Below are 16,810 nucleotides of genomic sequence, written 5' to 3' on the forward strand. Positions count from 1 at the left end.
TGGCCCCCGCCCCCCGGCGCTGCCCATTTCGCTGTATTTCCCGGTATTTCCCCATGTCCGCCATCGAACGCTTTGACCAGTTGGGTCTTTCTCCTTCCCTATTGCAGGGCCTTGAAGCCCTCGGCTACGAGACGCCCTCGCCGATCCAGGCGGCCTGCATTCCCCGACTGCTGGCCGGCCATGACATTCTGGGCGAGGCCCAGACTGGCACCGGCAAGACCGCGGCTTTCGCCCTGCCTCTGCTGGCGCAGCTCGACCTGGCCCAGCGGCGGCCCCAGGCACTGATCCTCACCCCCACCCGTGAACTGGCGATCCAGGTGGCGGAAGCCCTGCAAAGCTACGCCCACTTCATGCCCGGCTTCCATGTGCTGCCGGTGTATGGCGGCCAGAGCATGGTGGTGCAGTTGCGTGCTCTGGACCGGGGCGCCCATGTGATCGTCGGCACCCCGGGACGGGTGATGGATCACCTGGAGCGCAAGAGCCTCAACCTGGAAGGCTTGAAGACCCTGGTGCTGGACGAGGCCGACGAGATGCTGCGGATGGGCTTCATCGATGATGTGGAATGGATACTCGAACACACGCCCAGCACCCGCCAGACCGCCCTGTTCTCCGCCACCATGCCCGAGGCCATCCGGCGCGTGGCCCGCACTCATCTGCGGGAGCCCCAGGAGGTGAAGATCAAGTCGGCCACTTCCACGGTCACCGCCATCCGCCAGCGTTACTGGCAGGTGGCGGGCAACAAGCTCGATGCCCTGACCCGCATTCTGGAAGTGGAGGAGAATTTCGACGCCGCTCTCATCTTCGTGCGCACCAAGCTCGCCACCGTGGAGCTGGCGGAGAAGCTGGAAGCACGGGGCTATGCCGCCGCGGCCCTGAGCGGCGACCTGCAGCAGGCTCAGCGTGAGCGGGTGATCGAACAATTGAAGAACAAGACCCTGGACATCGTGGTGGCCACCGACGTGGCCGCGCGAGGCATCGACGTGCCCCGCGTCAGTCATGTGATCAACTACGACATTCCCTACGACACCGAGGCCTACGTGCATCGCATCGGCCGCACCGGCCGGGCCGGCCGCGCCGGCACCGCCATCCTGTTCATCGCCCCCCGGGAAAAGCGCATGTTGCGGGTGATCGAACAGGCCACCCGCCAGCCCATCGAGCCCATGCAGTTGCCCAGCATGGAGGACGTGGTGGACCGCCGCGTGTCCCAGTTCAAGCGTCAGGTGGTGGAGGTGCTGGGGGCAGGGAACCTGGGCTTTTTCGAGGATGTGGTGCATCAGATCGAGCGGGAGCAGAACCTGGACACCATGGAGATCGCCGCCGCCCTGGCCTGGCTGGTGCAGAAGGACCGGCCCCTGCAAATGGTGCCCGCGCACGCTGCGGAGCCCGGCCGGCGCGAGTCGGAAGCCCGTTCCACAAGGGAGGAACGTCCCGCATTTCAACAGGAACGTCCCGCATTTCAAAAGGAGCGTCCGGCCTACCGGGATGCGTCGCCGGCGCCCCGTGCCGAACGTCCCGCCCGGCCGTCTTCCGGGGCACGGAACGGCCTGGCACGCTATCGCATCGAGGTGGGCCGCAACCACGGCGTCACGCCCAAGAACATCGTCGGCGCCATCGCCAACGAAGCCAATATCGAAAGCCGCTACATCGGCCAGATCGACCTGTTCGACGAGTTCAGCACCGTGGAACTGCCGGACACGCTCTCCGCGGATGTCCTGGGGGTGCTGAAGCGGGTGCGGGTTCAGGGGCGGCCCCTGGAGATCGTTCTGGATCATGGCGACCAGGCCGCCAGCCGTCCGCCCCGCAAACCCTGGGCAGGAGACGAGCGCCCGGCTCGTCCTTCCTTCTCCAAGGGGGACCATGACCAGCCCCGCCGCGAAGGCGGCTTTGGCAAACCGCCCCGTAGCGGGGGCTTTGATCAGCCCCGACGTGAGGGAGGCTTCGCCAAACCGTCCAAGGAGGGCGGTTTCGGCAAGCCCTTCAAGGACGGTGCGCACAAGCCCCACAAGGATGGCGCTCCCGCCAAACCCTTCAAGGAAGGCGGCTTTTCCAAGCCCCGCCGCGAAGCCGGTGCCGACGCCCCACGCAAGCCCGGGGTGGTGCATAAGGGCAAGCGCCACAGTTAAGGGCGCTGATTTATTCGTCATCCCGGCGAAAGAACGTCACCCCGGACCTGATCCGGGGTCCTGTTCGTTGATTTTCCTGGATTCCGGCTTTCGCCGGAATGACGGAATTGCATCAATTCGCGTCTCCTTGACCTGAAAAACGAGCTTTCCCGCGGGGCCGGCCTGACCGAAGGAAATCCCTTTGGGACAAGGGAAAGCGGCGCGCGGCGCCAGCCGCAACCTCTCGGTGCCGCCACGGAGTGCCCCGTAATATTGAGCGGAGCGAACCGTATCGAACCCCCCGGAGGGGGGCGAGCCTTTCTGGTGCCCGTGGCATACTCGTCTCCCAGAACGGGAGGCGAGCATGCGTATCGGAGTACTCAAGGAAATCAAGATTCAGGAATACCGGGTCGGTTTGGCGCCGGCCTCGGTGCGGGAGTTGGTGGCGCGGGGCCATGAGGTCTGGGTGGAGGCGGGGACCGGCACCGCCATCGATTTCACCGACGCCGCCTATGCCGCCGCCGGCGCACGGGTGGCGCCCAGCGCCGCCGAGGTCTGGGCCGGCGCCGAGCTGATCGTCAAGGTCAAGGAGCCCCAGCCGGTCGAATATCCTCTGCTGCGTCCCGGTCAGATTTTGTTCACCTATCTGCATCTGGCGCCGGACCCGGCCCAGGCGGCGGCCCTGTTGCAGTCCGGCTGCGTCGCCATCGCTTACGAAACCGTCACCGATGCCCACGGCGGCCTGCCCCTGCTGGCGCCCATGTCCGCCGTGGCCGGGCGCATGGCGCCCCAGGTGGGGGCCTATCACCTGACCGAACCCCAGGGGGGGCGCGGTGTGCTGCTCTGCGGCGTGCCGGGCGTGGCGCCGGGCAAGGTGACGGTGCTGGGAGCCGGGGTGGTGGGCAGTCACGCCGCCCATATCGCCGTCGGCCTGGGGGCCGACGTGATGGTGCTGGACCGCAATGTGGAACGCCTGGATATCCTGGATCGGGAACTCTCCGGCCGGGTCAAGACCCAGATCGCCAATGCCGAAACCGTGGAGCAGTCCGTGACCGAAGCCGATCTGGTGATCGGCGCCGTGCTGCTGCCCGGGGGCTCCGCGCCCCGGCTGATTCCCCGGTCCATGCTGGGGGCCATGAAGCGGGGCGCGGTGATCGTGGACGTGGCCATCGACCAGGGGGGCTGCTGCGAGACCTCCCATCCCACCACCCATGCCGATCCGGTGTTCGTGGTGGATGGCGTGGTTCATTACTGCGTCGCCAACATGCCCGGGGCCGTGCCCCGCACCTCGGCCCTGGCTCTCAACAACGCTACCCTTCCCTTCGTCGGCGCCCTGGCGGACAAGGGCTGGCGCCGCGCCCTGACGGACGACGCTCATCTGCGCCAGGGGCTCAATGTCTGCGCCGGGCAGCTTACCCATGGCGCCGTGGCGGCGGCCCTGGGCCAATCCCATGTACCGGCGGAACGCCTGCTGTGACGCCGCCCCCCGAGCCCACGGCTGAATTGCGCCGCCGGGTCGAACGGGTCGCCGCCAGTTTCCGCCGCCTGCTGGGTCGGCCCCTGCTGCCGGGGGCCGGTGCCGATACCTGGTCGGCCCTGTGGCATGCGCCAGCGGTCATCGTGGCTCATGGCACGGAGGGCGATCCGGTGTTCTTCTACGGCAACCGATTGGCTCTGGAATTGTTTGAAATGGATTTCGCTGCCTTCACCCGCCTGCCCTCCCGCTGCTCTGCCGAGCCCATGGCGCGGGCGGAGCGGGAACGGCTGCTGCAACGGGTGAGTCGGGACGGCTATATCGACGATTACGCCGGGGTGCGTATCTCGGCCTCGGGTCGGCGTTTTCGCATCGAGCAGGCCGTGGTATGGAACCTGCTCGATGCCGACGGCACCCAGCACGGCCAGGCCGCCACCTTCGGGCGCTGGATGCCGCTGGGGTAGGCATTGATCAAGGTTCATTCATCGTGGCGATACTGATTCCCGGCATCGGCAGTTGCACCTTCGCCAGTGGCGGTGAGCGGCGTTTCGCCGAGCGCCTGGAGGCCAAGTTGGAGGATGACTATTACTGCTGGTATGACGTGCCGGTGGGTCTGAGCAACGGCCATCCCGACTTTATCGTCCTGCACCCCCGCCGTGGTCTTCTGATCCTGGAGGTCAAGGATTGGAAGCGTGACACGATCATCAACATCGACAAGCATCATGCGCTGATCCACGTCAATGGCCAGCAGCAGGAAATCCGCAATCCCCTCGAACAGGCCCGAGGCTATGCCGAGAGCCTGGTCAATGTCCTGCAGAAGGACGCGCAACTGACCATCAACAGCGGGCGGGAAACCGGGCGTCTCCGCTTTCCCTGGAGCTATGGCGTGGTCCTGACCAACATCACCCGCAAGCAGTTCGACGACGGCGGTCTGGAAGCGGTGATTCCATCCCAGCGGGTGATTTGCCGGGACGAGATGGGCGAGAGCGTTGAGCCCGAGGAGTTTCAGCGCCGTCTCTGGGAAATGTTCAATTTCCGTTTCAAGAGTACGCTGACCTTGCCCGAGATCGACCGGATACGCTGGCACATCTTTCCCGAAGTACGTATTCCCCAGCGACAGGTTGACCTCTTTGCCGATACGCCGCCGGACCTGATGCAGGTGATGGACATGCAGCAGGAACAACTGGCGCGCAGCCTGGGCGAAGGCCATCGGGTCATCCACGGCGTGGCGGGGTCGGGCAAGACCCTGATCCTGGGCTGTCGGGCCGAGCGTCTGGCACATGGAGCGAACAAGCCCATTCTGGTGCTCTGCTACAACGAATCCCTGGCGCGCCGGCTGGCGCGGACCATGGCCGACCGGGGCCTGGAGGGCAAGGTGCATACCCGCCATTTTCACCAGTGGTGCCGCACCCAACTGGTGGCCTACAACGCTGGCCTGCCGGCCCTGGCCGGCGAGGGTGCGAACCCGTCGGTGTTTTTCGATGCCATGGTGGATCGGGTCATACGCAACGTGGATAGCGGCATCATTCCCCGCGCCCAGTACGACGCCATTCTGATCGACGAGGGCCACGACTTCCGTCCCGAATGGCTGAAGCTCGTGGTGCAGATGTTGGACACCAGGACCAACAGCCTGCTGGTGCTCTACGACGACGCCCAGTCCATTTACGGCGGCGAGAGAAAAAAGAAGTTCAGCTTCAAGAGCGTGGGCATCCAGGCGGCTGGCCGTACCACCATCCTCAAGGTCAATTACCGCAATACCGATGAAATCCTGCGCTTTGCTCGGGACGTGGCCCAGGGCATTCTCAAACCCCAGGAGGCCGATGACGACGGTGTGCCCCTGCTGTCCCCTCAGTCGGCCGGCCGTGTCGGCCCGGCGCCTCAGGTGATCAAGTTGCCGACCTTGCGGAACGAAGCCGAATTCATCGTCCGGCGGTTGCAGGAGGCCCACCGCAACGGTACCCCCTGGCACGACATGGCGGTCATCTACCGTCACTACCACCCGGTAGGCAAGGCCGTGCTGGGGGCGCTGCGCGGCTTCGGTGTGCCCGTGATCTATTTCCGGGATGCGACCTTCGCACCGAACGAGGATGCAGTGCTTGCCGTCACCATGCACTCGTGCAAGGGGCTGGAGTTTCCCCTGGTTGCCGTTGCTGGCGTGGAAACCCTCGCCGAAGGCAAGGAGCGGCCGCCGGAGGAGGCCAGGCTGCTTTATGTGGCGATGACACGGGCGACACGAGAGCTGCTGGTGAGCGGAGTAGCGGTAGCCGGTTAAGGCGGGACGCTTGTCAAAATCGGATGGACCATGGATGATCCGCCCTGGCGTCCGCGCGGCAAGGGCGGGCGCTCCCGAGAACACGTGATGGACTCGGCGGAAACCAGAAGCCTGCACGGGCGTCCCGCGGGACGTTACCGAAGCCGGCCCAGAATCCTGATGGTTCCCTGATGCAGGCCCTTATCGACTTCAGCGAAGTCGCGCCCGCAGTGGCTGTTGGATTTTGCCGCCCATGGTCCGCTGACGACTGGAGGCGAGGATGGGCAGGGTTAGGCTGGAGCCGGGACGCATCAGACACGGGCAGGCATTGGCTTTCGATCTGTATGACGGACAGGGGCGCACCCTGCTGCGCCGGGGGTTCGTGGTCCAGCGGCCGGACCAGCTCGATCGCCTGATCGAGCGGGGCGCCTATTTCGACGCGGAATTCGAGGAGACGTCGTCGCCGTCGGGCAAACTGGAGCTGGTCAGTGTGCATGGACTGGTCGCGGATGTCATCCGCGACTACGAGCCGGTGCTGGGGCAGCCGGTGGAATCCCTCAGTCCCGCCGATGTGCTGGACATCGCCAGGCGCATTCAGGATGCCTGTCTGCTGGACGCCGATCCTGCCCTGGCCTGCGTCCAGTTGCAGCGGGCAAGCCGCTACTCCCTGCGTCACTCCTTCCACACGGCGGTGCTGACCGAAGTGCTGCTGGCCCGGATGGGGCGCGACGATGCCTCCCGGCTCCAGGCCGTGGCCGGCGCCCTGACCATGAACGTGGCCATGCTGGGCCTCCAGGACGCGCTCTACCATCAGAACGGCGCCCTGACCCCCGAGCAGAAACGGCAGATTGTCACTCACCCCCAGGCCGGCGCTCGCGCCCTGGCGGCCCTGGGGGTAGACAACCCGATATGGCTGGACGTGGTCGAACATCACCATGAGCTGCCCGACGGCTCGGGTTATGCGAAGCGACTGAAGGAAGAATCCCTCAGTCTGGAATCCCAGGTGGTGTCCCTGGCCGACCGCTACAGCGCCATGGTCTCGGAACGGGCCTATCGCGCCGGCAGCCATCCCCACATCGCCGCCAAGGAACTGCTGAGCCGCCAGGCCGCGACCATCGCGCCCGGCATCGCGGCGACCTTTGTCCAGGAAGTGGGCCTGTATCCGCCGGGAACGGTGGTCCTGCTGGCCAATGGCGAGATGGCCGTGGTGGTGAGGCGCACCCTCAATCCGTCCCAGCCCGTCGCGCGCGCCCTGCGGGCGCCCAGCGGCGTGCGGCACCCGCAACCGCTCAAACGACTCACCAGCAAGCCCGCCTACGCCATCCGCGACGTGCTGGGGCCCGAAAAGATACGGGACTTCGATCTTGCCACCCTCTGGCCGCCCACCGAAACCGGGGACGATGGGGAATAGCGCAGGTGATGCCCATGGGCCGCAGGAATTCTTCCCGCAGGACTTCATCGGGGTGGATGTCGGGCAGTTTTTTCATGACGATCCTCCGTCAGTGGTAATCGACAATTTCAACCGCTGTCGCGCCGCTGGCGTTCCAGATGAAGCAGATGCGTCATTCTGCCTGGACTTCCTCGATCTCCGAATCGCAACCTTGGCCCGCCGCGATCCAGCGCCGGAACAGTCGTTCGGCTGCGCCTTGCCAGGTTCGGGGTAGCCATCGCAGGTAACGGCCCGGATTGGTGACCAGGCCGCAGCGGTAGTGCCCCGCTCCATCCTGCCAGTCCAGGGCGGGGCAGGGGCCTCGGGCTTGCCGGAAAAGTAGCCGGCCTGCCGGGCAGGTCTCGGCGGCGCAGCAGACGCCGCAGCCGTTGCAGGGAGCGCCGGGGCTTGGTTTGGCGGGAGCGCTGCGGTGCAGGCTGACGGTTCGGGTTACCGTCATCCGTGTTCAACGCCAGCGGTTGATGGCGTCCCGGGTTTCCAGGGCCGCCTGGCGGGCCGCCTGGGCGTAGTCTTCGCCCTTGCCCGCATACAGGATGGCGCGGGAGGAATTGATCATCAGGCCGGTGCCGGCGGCCGTTTTCCCGGCCTTCAGGGTGGCCTCGATGTCGCCCCCCTGGGCGCCGATGCCCGGCACCAGCAGGGGCATGTCACCGACGATCTCGCGCACCCGTGCGATCTCGGCGGGGAAGGTGGCGCCCACCACCAGAGCGCACTGGCCATTGCTGTTCCATTCGCTGACCACCAGCCGGGCCACCCGCTCGTAGAGTTTTTCACCGCCCACGTCGAGGAATTGCAGATCGCTGCCGCCGGGGTTGGAGGTGCGGCAGAGCAGGATCACGCCCTTGTCCGGGTAGGCCAGGTAAGGCTCCACCGAGTCCTTGCCCATGTAGGGATTGATGGTCACGGCGTCGGCCCGGTAGCGCTCGAAGGCTTCCACGGCGTACTGCTCGGCGGTGCTGCCGATGTCGCCCCGCTTGGCGTCCAGGATCACCGGGATGCCGGGATGCTTTTCATGGATGTGGGCGATCAGGGCTTCCAGTTGGTCCTCGGCGCGGCGGGCGGCGAAGTAGGCGATCTGGGGCTTGAAGCAGCAGACCAGGTCCGCGGTGGCGTCCGCGATGCCGGCGCAGAACTCGAAGATGCCCTGGGGCTGGCCTTGCAGGTGGGCCGGGAACTTGGCCGGATCCGGGTCCAGGCCGACGCAGAGCAGGCTGTTGTTGTTCCGCCAGGCGGCAGCGAGGGTGGTGCTGAAGGTCATGGGGGCTTCCTTGGGATTTTGCGTTCCGGCCTGGGCTTCCCGGGCCTGCTTCTGGCGCAGCCGGATGTTCTTGTCCTCGTTGGCGAAGACGTAGCGGCCCGCCAGCACGCAGCCCTTCATGCCCGGATCGCAGGGCAGGTTGTTCACCCTGGAACAGGTGTCGTTGATTTCGTGAGGACAACCCCAGCCGCCAGCCATACCTATTTCCCCTTGCTCCAGGAGTCCTTCAGGGTCACGGCCCGGTTGAATACCGGGGCGCCGTGACGGGAGGCCACCCGATCGGCGACGAAATAGCCGTGACGCTCGAACTGGAAGCGGTCTTCCGGCAGGGCATCCTTCAGGGCGGGTTCCAGTTGGACGGCGATGGTCTGCATCGAGTCCGGATTCAGGTCATCAAGAAAATCCCGCTCCAGATCTTCCGGATCGCCCTCGCGCCGGGCGCCGGGGGCCGGCACGGCGAACAGCCGGTCGTAGAGTCGTACTTCGCTGGGGTAGGCGTGGCGGGCGGAGAGCCAGTGGATGTTGCCCTTGACCTTGTAGGTGTCGGCGCCGGGGGTGCCGGACTTGGAGTCGGGCAGCAGCTCGGCCAGCACCGCCGTGACGTTGCCGGCGGCATCCTTTTCGCAGCCGGTGCATTCGATGACAAAGCCATAGCGCAGTCGCACCCGGTTGCCGGGAAAGAGCCGGAAGTAGCCCTTGGGGGGCGTCTCGGTGAAGTCCTCCCGTTCGATCCACAGTTCACGGGAGAAGGGGACGCTGCGCTTGCCCCATTCCGATTTTTGCGGGTGGTTGGGGGCCTCGCAGAGCTCCTCGTGGTCCGGGGCGACATTGGTGAGGATCAGCTTCAACGGGTCCAGCACGGCGATGCGCCGCGGTGCGATGTCGTTGAGATGCTCCCGCTGGCATTCCTCCAGCACGCTCATGTCGATCATGGAGTCGGACTTGGTGACGCCGATGCGCTCGGCGAACATCTGGAAACCCTCGGGGGTGAAGCCCCGGCGGCGGGCGCCTACCAGGGTGGGCATGCGCGGGTCGTCCCATCCGGCCACATGTTTTTCCTCCACCAACTGGATCAGCTTGCGCTTGGACAGCACCACATAGGTCAGGTTGAGGCGGGAGAATTCGTACTGGCGGGGCAGGGGCCGGGCCAACAGGCTGCCCTCGGCCAGCCGCTCCAGCAGCCAGTCGTAGAAGGGACGCTGGTCCTCGAATTCCAGGGTGCAGATGGAATGGGTGATGTTCTCCAGGGCATCCTCGATGGGATGGGCGAAGGTGTACATGGGGTACACGCAGAAGCGGTCGCCGGTGCGGTGATGGGTGGCGTGGCGGATGCGGTAGATGGCCGGGTCGCGCAGATTGATGTTGGGGGAGGCCATGTCGATCCTGGCCCGCAGCACATGGCTGCCGTCGGGAAATTCGCCGGCCTTCATCCGATGGAACAGGTCCAGGCTTTCCGCCGCACTGCGGTTGCGGTAAGGGCTGTCCTTGCCGGCTGCGGTGAGGGTGCCCCGGTTGGTCCGCATGTCGGAGGCAGACTGGCTATCCACATAGGCGTGGCCGGCCTGAATCAGATATTCCGCCGCCTGGTACATGAAATCGAAGTAGTCGGAGGCGTGGTAAAGATTGTCGCCCCAGTCGCAACCCAGCCAGTGCACCGCGTCGATGATGGCCTCCACGTATTCCAGCTCTTCCTTCTCCGGATTGGTGTCGTCGAAGCGCAGGTGGCAGGCGCCGCCGTAGTCCCGCGCCAGGCCGAAGTTGAGCAGGATGGACTTGGCGTGGCCGAAATGCAGATAGCCGTTGGGCTCCGGCGGAAAGCGGGTGCGGATCTTGGCCGGGTCCGGGGCGCCGGCCTGCTGCTGGGGGCCGGAACCGGGCTTGCCGCACCAGTGGCGGCTGGCATGGGTGCCTGCCGCCAGGTCCGCTTCGACGATGTGGCGCAGGAAATTGGAAGTTTTGACTTCAGGAGACTCGGAATGGGCCATGGCGGCTGCTGGCGGAATATTGCAAAGCGACAATTCTACCGGGGCGGAGCCTTCCCCAGAAGGGCGGAGCAGGCATAATCCTGCCATGGCGCAATGTTTCCCTTCCGTTTATCCATGAAGTTCGAGCACCTGGTCGAAATCAACGATTTCCGCATTCCCTTGTTGTTCCGGCTCAACCGCGCCCAGGTCTGGGCCGGTCTGATGCATCGGGTCGAGGACGCCCGCCCCTTTCTGCCCGGCCTGGACGAATGCCGCATTCTCGCCAGGAGTGAGGGGTTCGTGGAACGCCTGCTGCGCTTTGGTCAGACCGAGATGCGGGATCGGGTGAGCTTCGCCGAGGCGGAATGGGTGCGCTTCGAGACTGTTCCTTCCGAACATCACGGCGGCGGCGTACTCACCATCAGCATCGAGGAGCCGGAGCCAGGCTGCTTGTTCCTGCGTTTCCGCTATGAAACCCTGTTCGCCTCGGGCCATGAGGCCGAGGACGCCGCCTACGGTGAATTCCTGCGTCAGGCTTACGAGGCAGCCGACATCGACACCGTGCAGTGGATCAGGTCGTTAGCGGAGGCGGTCGCCCGCCATTAGCGCCTGGTTCAGCGCCCCAGGCTCTCCCAGCGGCCATCGGCACCGGCGCAGGCCGCCATGCGCTGGGCCTTGCCGCCACCCTGACGCAGGGCGTATTCCCGGCAGCGCCGCCCATCCTGGGCAAAGTCCCGCTGGGGCATGACTTCATAGCGCATGCCGCTTGTGGGGTTGGTCCACAATACCCGCTGGTTGATGCGGGCCAGCTCCAGGCTATGCCCAACACAGGCCCGGTCCAGGTCGCCAAAGGCTTCGGCCCCCAGCACGGCGCCGGTGACGGTACCTAACAGAATGGCGATCTCCCGCCCCGCGCCCTGGCCCACCTGGGCACCGATGGCGCCGCCCAGGACTCCACCCAACACGGCGCCCGCCGCACGGGTATCGCAACGGCCAGAGCGTATGCCATAGTCACTTTCCCATTTCTTGCCGGTGTAGCCCTGGTAGTAGGGGTCGTGCTTCTTGCGCCAGCCATGGGCCGGAGCGTGGGCGGGCGGGTCGGCCCAGGCCGAGGTGATGCTGCCCAGGGTGGCGGACAGAGTCAGGACACACAGCAAGGCGGGCAGTTGCCTGGTCATGGCGATTTCCTTGGAATCAAAGGGACGGTCGCCAGCATTGCTCAAGGATAGCGGGCCGTCAATGGGGAAACTTCCTCTGGCGTGATCCATTGCCACTGGCCCGGCGCAAGGCCGGGAGGCAGGGTGAAAGCCCCCACCGCCGAGCGATGCAGGGCCTCCACCCGGTTGCCGGCGGCGGCCACCATGCGCTTGACCTGGTGATAACGGCCGCCTGTGAGGGTGAGCCGCAGCCGGTGGCTGTCCAGGGCTTCACAGGCGGCGGCCTTGATGGTTTCCGGATCGTCGTGGAGGACGACACCCGTCAGCAGGGCCTTGATCTGGGCCTCGTCCGCCGGGTGGCGCAAGGTCACCTCATAGACCTTGGGCACCTCCCGGCGCGGCGAGGTGAGGGCATGGATGAACTGGCCGTCATCGGTAAGCAGCAAGAGGCCCGTGGTGTCCTCGTCCAGCCGGCCCACAGGCTGGACGCCCCGGTTGATCAGAGGCTGGGGCAACAGGGAGAGCACGCCGGAATGGTGGATCGGGTTGCGGGAACACTCGTAGCCTGCCGGCTTGTGCAGGGCCAGGTAGGCGCTCGGACGCCAGAGCCACTCTTCCCCATGGACCCGGAAGCGGAAGCCCTCGGCCTCCACTTCGACAAAAGGGTCGTCCCAGGTCTCGTCGCCCACCGTCACATGTCCATGACGAATCAGGGAACGGCATTCCTTGCGGGAACCAAAACCTTGTTGCTGGATCAGGCGTTCGAAGACGAGACGGGGCATGGCGGGCAACGGGGAAAATCGGGGAGGGCGGATGATCCCATACCCGATAGGGTTAATTGGGACTGTTGTCTGAAAAATACACTTCTGGGTCAGTAAGGGCGCCGTGCACCGGGAGGGACCATGGGGCTGTAGTACCATCCGGCCCACTTTGAGTTGCCCCGATCCGCTCCCGATGGGCTGCATGAACATGCTGAGGTCGGCAAGTGGCGGACGCAGGGATGGTTCAACGTATACATATAACAAGCAAACACCATGGAGATCGAACTTATGGGCCACAAAACCCGACAGCAATTCATGATCCGCGCCATTCCCGCGCTGATCGCCGCCGCCTTTGCCGGCACCGCCGCCACGGCCCATGCTGCTGGCGAAGCGCTGGAAGAGGTCATCATCACCGCCCAGAAGCGCTCGGAAAATCTTCAGGACGTGCCCATCTCGGTCATGTCCTTCGATGCCAAGGCCCTGGAGAAGAAAGGCGTCATCACGCTTTCCGACATCAACGATGGTTCCGTGCCCGGCCTGAGCCTTGCCCCCTATCCCGGCAGCAGCGAAATCTTCTTCCCCACCTTCCGGGGGGTGACGACCAATTCGTCCTTCATCGCCAACCCGAACCCCATCGCCGTGCATGTGAACGGCGTGTATCAATCCCAGCTTGTCGGCCTGAACAATCCGGCCGCCGACCTGGAGCGGATCGAAGTGCTGAAGGGGCCCCAGGGCGTGATGTCCGGCCGCAACGCCACCGGCGGCGCCCTCAATATCTACACCGCCAAGCCCGACCTCTCTGCCTTCGGCTTCAAGCAGCAGATCACCCTGGCCCAGCGGGAGCAGTTTATCTCCAAGACCACGGTCAATGTGCCGGTGACCGAAAATCTGGCTGTCAAGATCGCCTATGTGCATAGCTCCCGCGATAACGAAGGCATCAGGAATTCCGCACCCAACGGCGTCAAATTCGGCGAGCGGGAAGCGGATGCCTGGCGTTTCGATCTGCGCTGGAAGCCCGCCAACAATGTGACGGTGGATTACGGCTACGACTACTCCAAGTCCGAAGGCTATGACACGCCTCCCCAGTGTCTGCGGGCCGCGCCGAGCTATCTTGCACTGGCGACCTACGATGCTCGTTCCGCCACCTTCGTGAACGGCTGCCGTACCGATCGTCAGGATAGCCTCTATGGCCCCAGCGGCATCCAGAAAAACCGCAACCAGGCCGAAGGCCACGCCCTGAACATCGAGTGGGAAGCCAGCCCGACCCTGACGGTGCGTTCCATCACCGGCTATCGCAAGGTCGACACTTCCAACCAGTACAACTATGGCGCCTATGTGGGCGGCCTGGATGCCCGCGCCGACAGCTACCCGCTGACCATCACCGATCCGCTGAATGTGAACGGTGGCGCCAGCATCCAGCTGGGCAGCCCCGCCAAGCTCTACAACGAGGCCTGGTCCCAGGAGTTCCAGTTCCTCGGCGATGTGAGCAAGACCTTCAAGTACACCGCCGGCGTCTTCTTCGCTTCCGAAAAGGGCAACCAGCATTCTGGTCCCAACCTCGGCATGAACCTGACCGGTGGCGGTGGTGCGTCAAATGTCGACTTCATCATGGTGGACAACAAGGGCATCCACTCTTCCAAGCTCGACTCCTGGGCGGTCTTTGGCCAGTTGAACTGGACCCCGGACATCCTGGAGCAGAAGCTGGAAATCGTCCCCGGCATCCGCTTCACCAAGGACCATCGCCGTGTCGTCGGCTATAACACCGGCTGGACCACGGGCTACATCACCATGCCTACTGGCGCCAGCAGTGCCATGCTGCTCGCTGCGCCCTTCTCCATCGCCGCACCGGGCGTAGGCTTCGCCAGCGCTGCTGCTGAGCGCCGCTATTCCCAGACCACCCCGGCCCTGTCCCTAAATTACCACGTCAACAAGGGCGTGATGACCTACCTGAAGCTCTCCAAGGGCTTCACCGCAGGTGGCTTTGACCAGGTATCCGGTGGGGCGAGCGCGGCCGGTTTCGTCAAGGGCTTCGACCCCGAAACCATCAAGTCCGTCGAACTGGGCATGAAGGGCGAGTTCATGGATCGCCGTCTGCGGACCAACATGGCCCTGTTCCAGAGCAAGTTCGACAACGAGCAGAAGTCCGTGTTCAACGGCATTGCGGGCTGGGCGACCCAGAACGTCGGCGGCTCCACCTACAAGGGCTTCGAGTTCGACCTGACGGCCCGGGTGACGGATGATTTGCGCGCCTCCTTCAGCTACGCCACCCTGAGTCATCACTACGACAAGTGGATCGATCCCTCCACCCAGACGGATGTGACCAACCGGCGCAAGCTGATCGTGCCGAAGAACGACGCCACCCTGACCCTGGATTATCGCTTCCCCAACCTTGGCCTGCCCGGCAAGCTGGATGGTTCGCTCACCTTCTCCCATCGTGGCGCGACCTCCACGCCGATCAATTTTGACGCCAGCCCCAACATCGAGCAGGAGTCCACGGTGCCGTCCTTCAGCGTCGTCAACGCCCGTCTGGCCCTGTCCCGCATCAAGGTGGGTCCTGGCGCCAATGGCGACCTGACGGTGGCCCTGTGGGGCAAGAACCTGGCCGACAAGAAGTACCTGGTCATGTCCAACCCCGGCTGGACCTCCGCCTGGTCCGGCAACTGGGGCGAGCCCCGCACCTACGGCCTGGACCTGATCTACCAGTACTGATCGTCGCGTAGTTCCCGCACCATCAAGGGCGGCCCGGAAACGGGCCGCCCTTTTTCGTGGAGCGGCAGCCACGTCAGGGCAATCGCATGAATGATGAGTAGATCAAAGCAACGTTTTATAGGTCCATCCCCCCAACCGTCGTACCGGCGCAGGCCGGGACCCAGTTTCTGCACCAAAAACCTGGATTCCGGCTTGCGCCGGAATGACGATGCAGGCCTTGCTCGATATATTGAATGACGAAAGTATTTGTGCGATTGCCCTGCAGCCACGTCATCCATCAGCGGCCGGCGCCGGTTGTCGATAAAATCCGGGCTTCCCCTTCCTGGCCGTGCCCGCCCCCGACATGAACTGGACCGCCCTTGCCGCCATCTCCCTCGGTGCCACCCTTGGCGCCTGGTTGCGCTGGGGCCTGGGCCTCTGGCTCAACCCCCTGTTCGCCACCGTGCCCCTGGGCACCCTGGCCGCCAACCTCCTGGGGGGCTATCTGGTAGGGGCTGCCGTCACGATATTCCACATCAACGTGGATCTGTCGCCGGAAGTGCGGCTGCTCGTGGTGACCGGCTTTCTCGGCGGCCTGACCACCTTTTCCACCTTCTCTGCCGAAGTGGTGGGTCTGATCCGCACCGCCGACTACGGCTGGGCAGTGGCTACCGCCGGCATGCACCTCTTCGGTTCCCTGCTGATGACGGCCCTGGGCATCTGGACCATCCACCGACTGGCCGGGTAGTGGGCAACAGGCTTGCCCCCTCCCGGGGATTCGATACGGCTCGCTCTGCTCGATATGACGGGGTACTCCAGGGCGGCACCGAGGGCTGGCGCCGCGTGCCGCTTTCCCTTGTTCCACAGGGATTTCCTGCGGTCAGGACGGCCCGGCGGGAAAGCTCGCTTTTTACGTGTAAAACCTGACGGGAGCCGTGAGGCTCCCAGGCTGGGTCTGGCTACCCTCGGTCAGGCCCGGATGACGTGAATACCGCACTCCTTGGACTCGGGATTTTCCCACCACCAGCGTCCGGCCCGCACATGTTCGCCGACTTCCACGGCCCGGGTGCAGGGGGCGCAGCCAATGCTGGGATAGCCCTTGTCGTGGAGCCGGTTGTAGGGAACGTCGTTGCTGCGGATATAGGCCCAGACTTCCCGTTCCGTCCAGTCCGCCAGGGGGCTGAATTTCTCCAGGCCATTGGCCGTGTCGAACTGCTGCAAGGGCAGGCCGCTGCGGGTTTCCGACTGTTCGGCCCGTAGCCCGGTGATCCAGGCCTTCTTGCCGGCCAGCGCCCGTTGCAGGGGCTCCACCTTGCGGGCATGGCAGCAGGCCTTGCGCAGGTCTACGGACTCGTAGAAACCGTTGATGCCGTGCTCCCGGGTGAAGGCTTCCACCAGTTCGTGGCGGGGGTAGTAGAGGGTCAGCGTGAGGCCGTAGTGGCGACGCAGACGCTGCATCAGATCGTAGGTCTCGCTGGGCAGGCGGCCCGTGTCGAGGGAGAAAATCTCGATGGGCAGCTTGTCCTTCATGATCAGGTCGGTCAGCACCATGTCCTCGGCCCCCAGGCTGTTGGCCAGGGTGGCCGGCGCGAACTCGTCGGCGATCCGCCGCAGCAGTTGATGGGCGGCTTCGGTCTTGGCCTGGAGGGAGGCGATCAGGGCGGGATCGTTGAGGTCGGGGGTCTGATTCGGGTTCATGGTGATT

General features: G+C 64.9%; 14 protein-coding genes. 8 read left to right on the forward strand and 6 right to left on the reverse strand.

What is annotated here, in order from left to right; all coding sequences use genetic code 11:
- Positions 1-53 precede the first annotated feature (53 nt).
- From DENOEST_RS03175 to DENOEST_RS03195, 5 genes are all read left to right on the forward strand, one after another.
- Positions 54-2,123: a DEAD/DEAH box helicase gene (locus DENOEST_RS03175; protein WP_145769965.1), complete on the forward strand. Its 2,070-nt coding sequence runs from the start codon at positions 54-56 to the stop codon at positions 2,121-2,123.
- Positions 2,124-2,466: 343 nt separating this feature from the next.
- A complete protein-coding gene (gene ald / locus DENOEST_RS03180; protein WP_145769966.1) occupies positions 2,467-3,579 on the forward strand; it encodes an alanine dehydrogenase in 1,113 nt (370 codons plus the stop codon).
- The gene (locus DENOEST_RS03185) at positions 3,576-4,040 is read left to right on the forward strand and encodes an MEKHLA domain-containing protein (protein ID WP_145769967.1); all 465 of its coding nucleotides are present in this window, start codon (positions 3,576-3,578) and stop codon (positions 4,038-4,040) included. Before ald ends, DENOEST_RS03185 begins: the two co-directional genes overlap by 4 nt.
- Positions 4,041-4,063: 23 nt before the next feature.
- Positions 4,064-5,848, forward strand: a complete 1,785-nt coding sequence (locus DENOEST_RS03190; RefSeq protein ID WP_145769968.1) for a DEAD/DEAH box helicase — start codon at positions 4,064-4,066, stop codon at positions 5,846-5,848.
- Positions 5,849-6,107: 259 nt separating this feature from the next.
- On the forward strand, positions 6,108-7,238 hold the full coding sequence (locus DENOEST_RS03195; protein ID WP_145769969.1) for an HD-GYP domain-containing protein: 1,131 nt from the start codon (positions 6,108-6,110) through the stop codon (positions 7,236-7,238).
- 151 nt (positions 7,239-7,389) lie between these two features.
- Here DENOEST_RS03195 and DENOEST_RS03200 read toward each other — a convergent pair whose 3' ends face one another.
- Genes DENOEST_RS03200 through DENOEST_RS03210 form a run of 3 tightly spaced genes read right to left on the reverse strand, consistent with a single transcriptional unit; the run spans position 7,390 to position 10,520 of the window.
- Positions 7,390-7,716 (reverse strand): hypothetical protein, encoded by a 327-nt coding sequence (locus DENOEST_RS03200; RefSeq protein ID WP_170228130.1) that lies wholly within the window; start codon positions 7,714-7,716, stop codon positions 7,390-7,392.
- A 6-nt stretch (positions 7,717-7,722) separates the two neighbouring features.
- Positions 7,723-8,733, reverse strand: a complete 1,011-nt coding sequence (gene pyrF / locus DENOEST_RS03205; RefSeq protein WP_232096426.1) for an orotidine-5'-phosphate decarboxylase — start codon at positions 8,731-8,733, stop codon at positions 7,723-7,725.
- A 2-nt stretch (positions 8,734-8,735) separates the two neighbouring features.
- Positions 8,736-10,520, reverse strand: coding sequence for a glutamine--tRNA ligase/YqeY domain fusion protein (locus DENOEST_RS03210; protein ID WP_145769970.1), 1,785 nt, complete (start codon positions 10,518-10,520; stop codon positions 8,736-8,738).
- 114 nt (positions 10,521-10,634) lie between these two features.
- Here DENOEST_RS03210 and DENOEST_RS03215 point away from each other — a divergent pair, with 114 nt between their 5' ends.
- Positions 10,635-11,105 carry an SRPBCC family protein gene (locus DENOEST_RS03215; protein WP_145769971.1) on the forward strand — a complete coding sequence of 157 codons (471 nt, stop codon included), beginning with the start codon at positions 10,635-10,637 and terminating at the stop codon, positions 11,103-11,105.
- An 8-nt stretch (positions 11,106-11,113) separates the two neighbouring features.
- Here the strand turns inward: DENOEST_RS03215 and DENOEST_RS03220 are convergent, their stop codons facing one another.
- Both DENOEST_RS03220 and DENOEST_RS03225 read right to left on the reverse strand, forming a co-directional pair.
- Positions 11,114-11,677 carry a glycine zipper 2TM domain-containing protein gene (locus DENOEST_RS03220; protein WP_145769972.1) on the reverse strand — a complete coding sequence of 188 codons (564 nt, stop codon included), beginning with the start codon at positions 11,675-11,677 and terminating at the stop codon, positions 11,114-11,116.
- A gap of 41 nt (positions 11,678-11,718) precedes the next feature.
- Complete coding sequence (locus tag DENOEST_RS03225) at positions 11,719-12,438, reverse strand: 16S rRNA pseudouridine(516) synthase (RefSeq protein ID WP_145769973.1); 720 nt, start codon at positions 12,436-12,438, stop codon at positions 11,719-11,721.
- Positions 12,439-12,690: 252 nt separating this feature from the next.
- Between DENOEST_RS03225 and DENOEST_RS03230 the strand changes: the two genes are divergently transcribed.
- Positions 12,691-15,126: a TonB-dependent receptor gene (locus DENOEST_RS03230; RefSeq protein WP_145769974.1), complete on the forward strand. Its 2,436-nt coding sequence runs from the start codon at positions 12,691-12,693 to the stop codon at positions 15,124-15,126.
- A 343-nt stretch (positions 15,127-15,469) separates the two neighbouring features.
- Positions 15,470-15,853: a fluoride efflux transporter CrcB gene (gene crcB / locus DENOEST_RS03235; protein WP_145769975.1), complete on the forward strand. Its 384-nt coding sequence runs from the start codon at positions 15,470-15,472 to the stop codon at positions 15,851-15,853.
- Between the two features lie 221 nt (positions 15,854-16,074).
- On the opposite strand, the gene DENOEST_RS03240 is transcribed toward crcB, so the two are convergent.
- Positions 16,075-16,803, reverse strand: a complete 729-nt coding sequence (locus DENOEST_RS03240; RefSeq protein WP_145769976.1) for a phosphoadenylyl-sulfate reductase — start codon at positions 16,801-16,803, stop codon at positions 16,075-16,077.
- Positions 16,804-16,810: the final 7 nt, after the last annotated feature.

The sequence above is a fragment of the Denitratisoma oestradiolicum genome (assembly GCF_902813185.1).
In the GTDB taxonomy this organism is placed as follows: Bacteria; Pseudomonadota; Gammaproteobacteria; order Burkholderiales; family Rhodocyclaceae; genus Denitratisoma; species Denitratisoma oestradiolicum.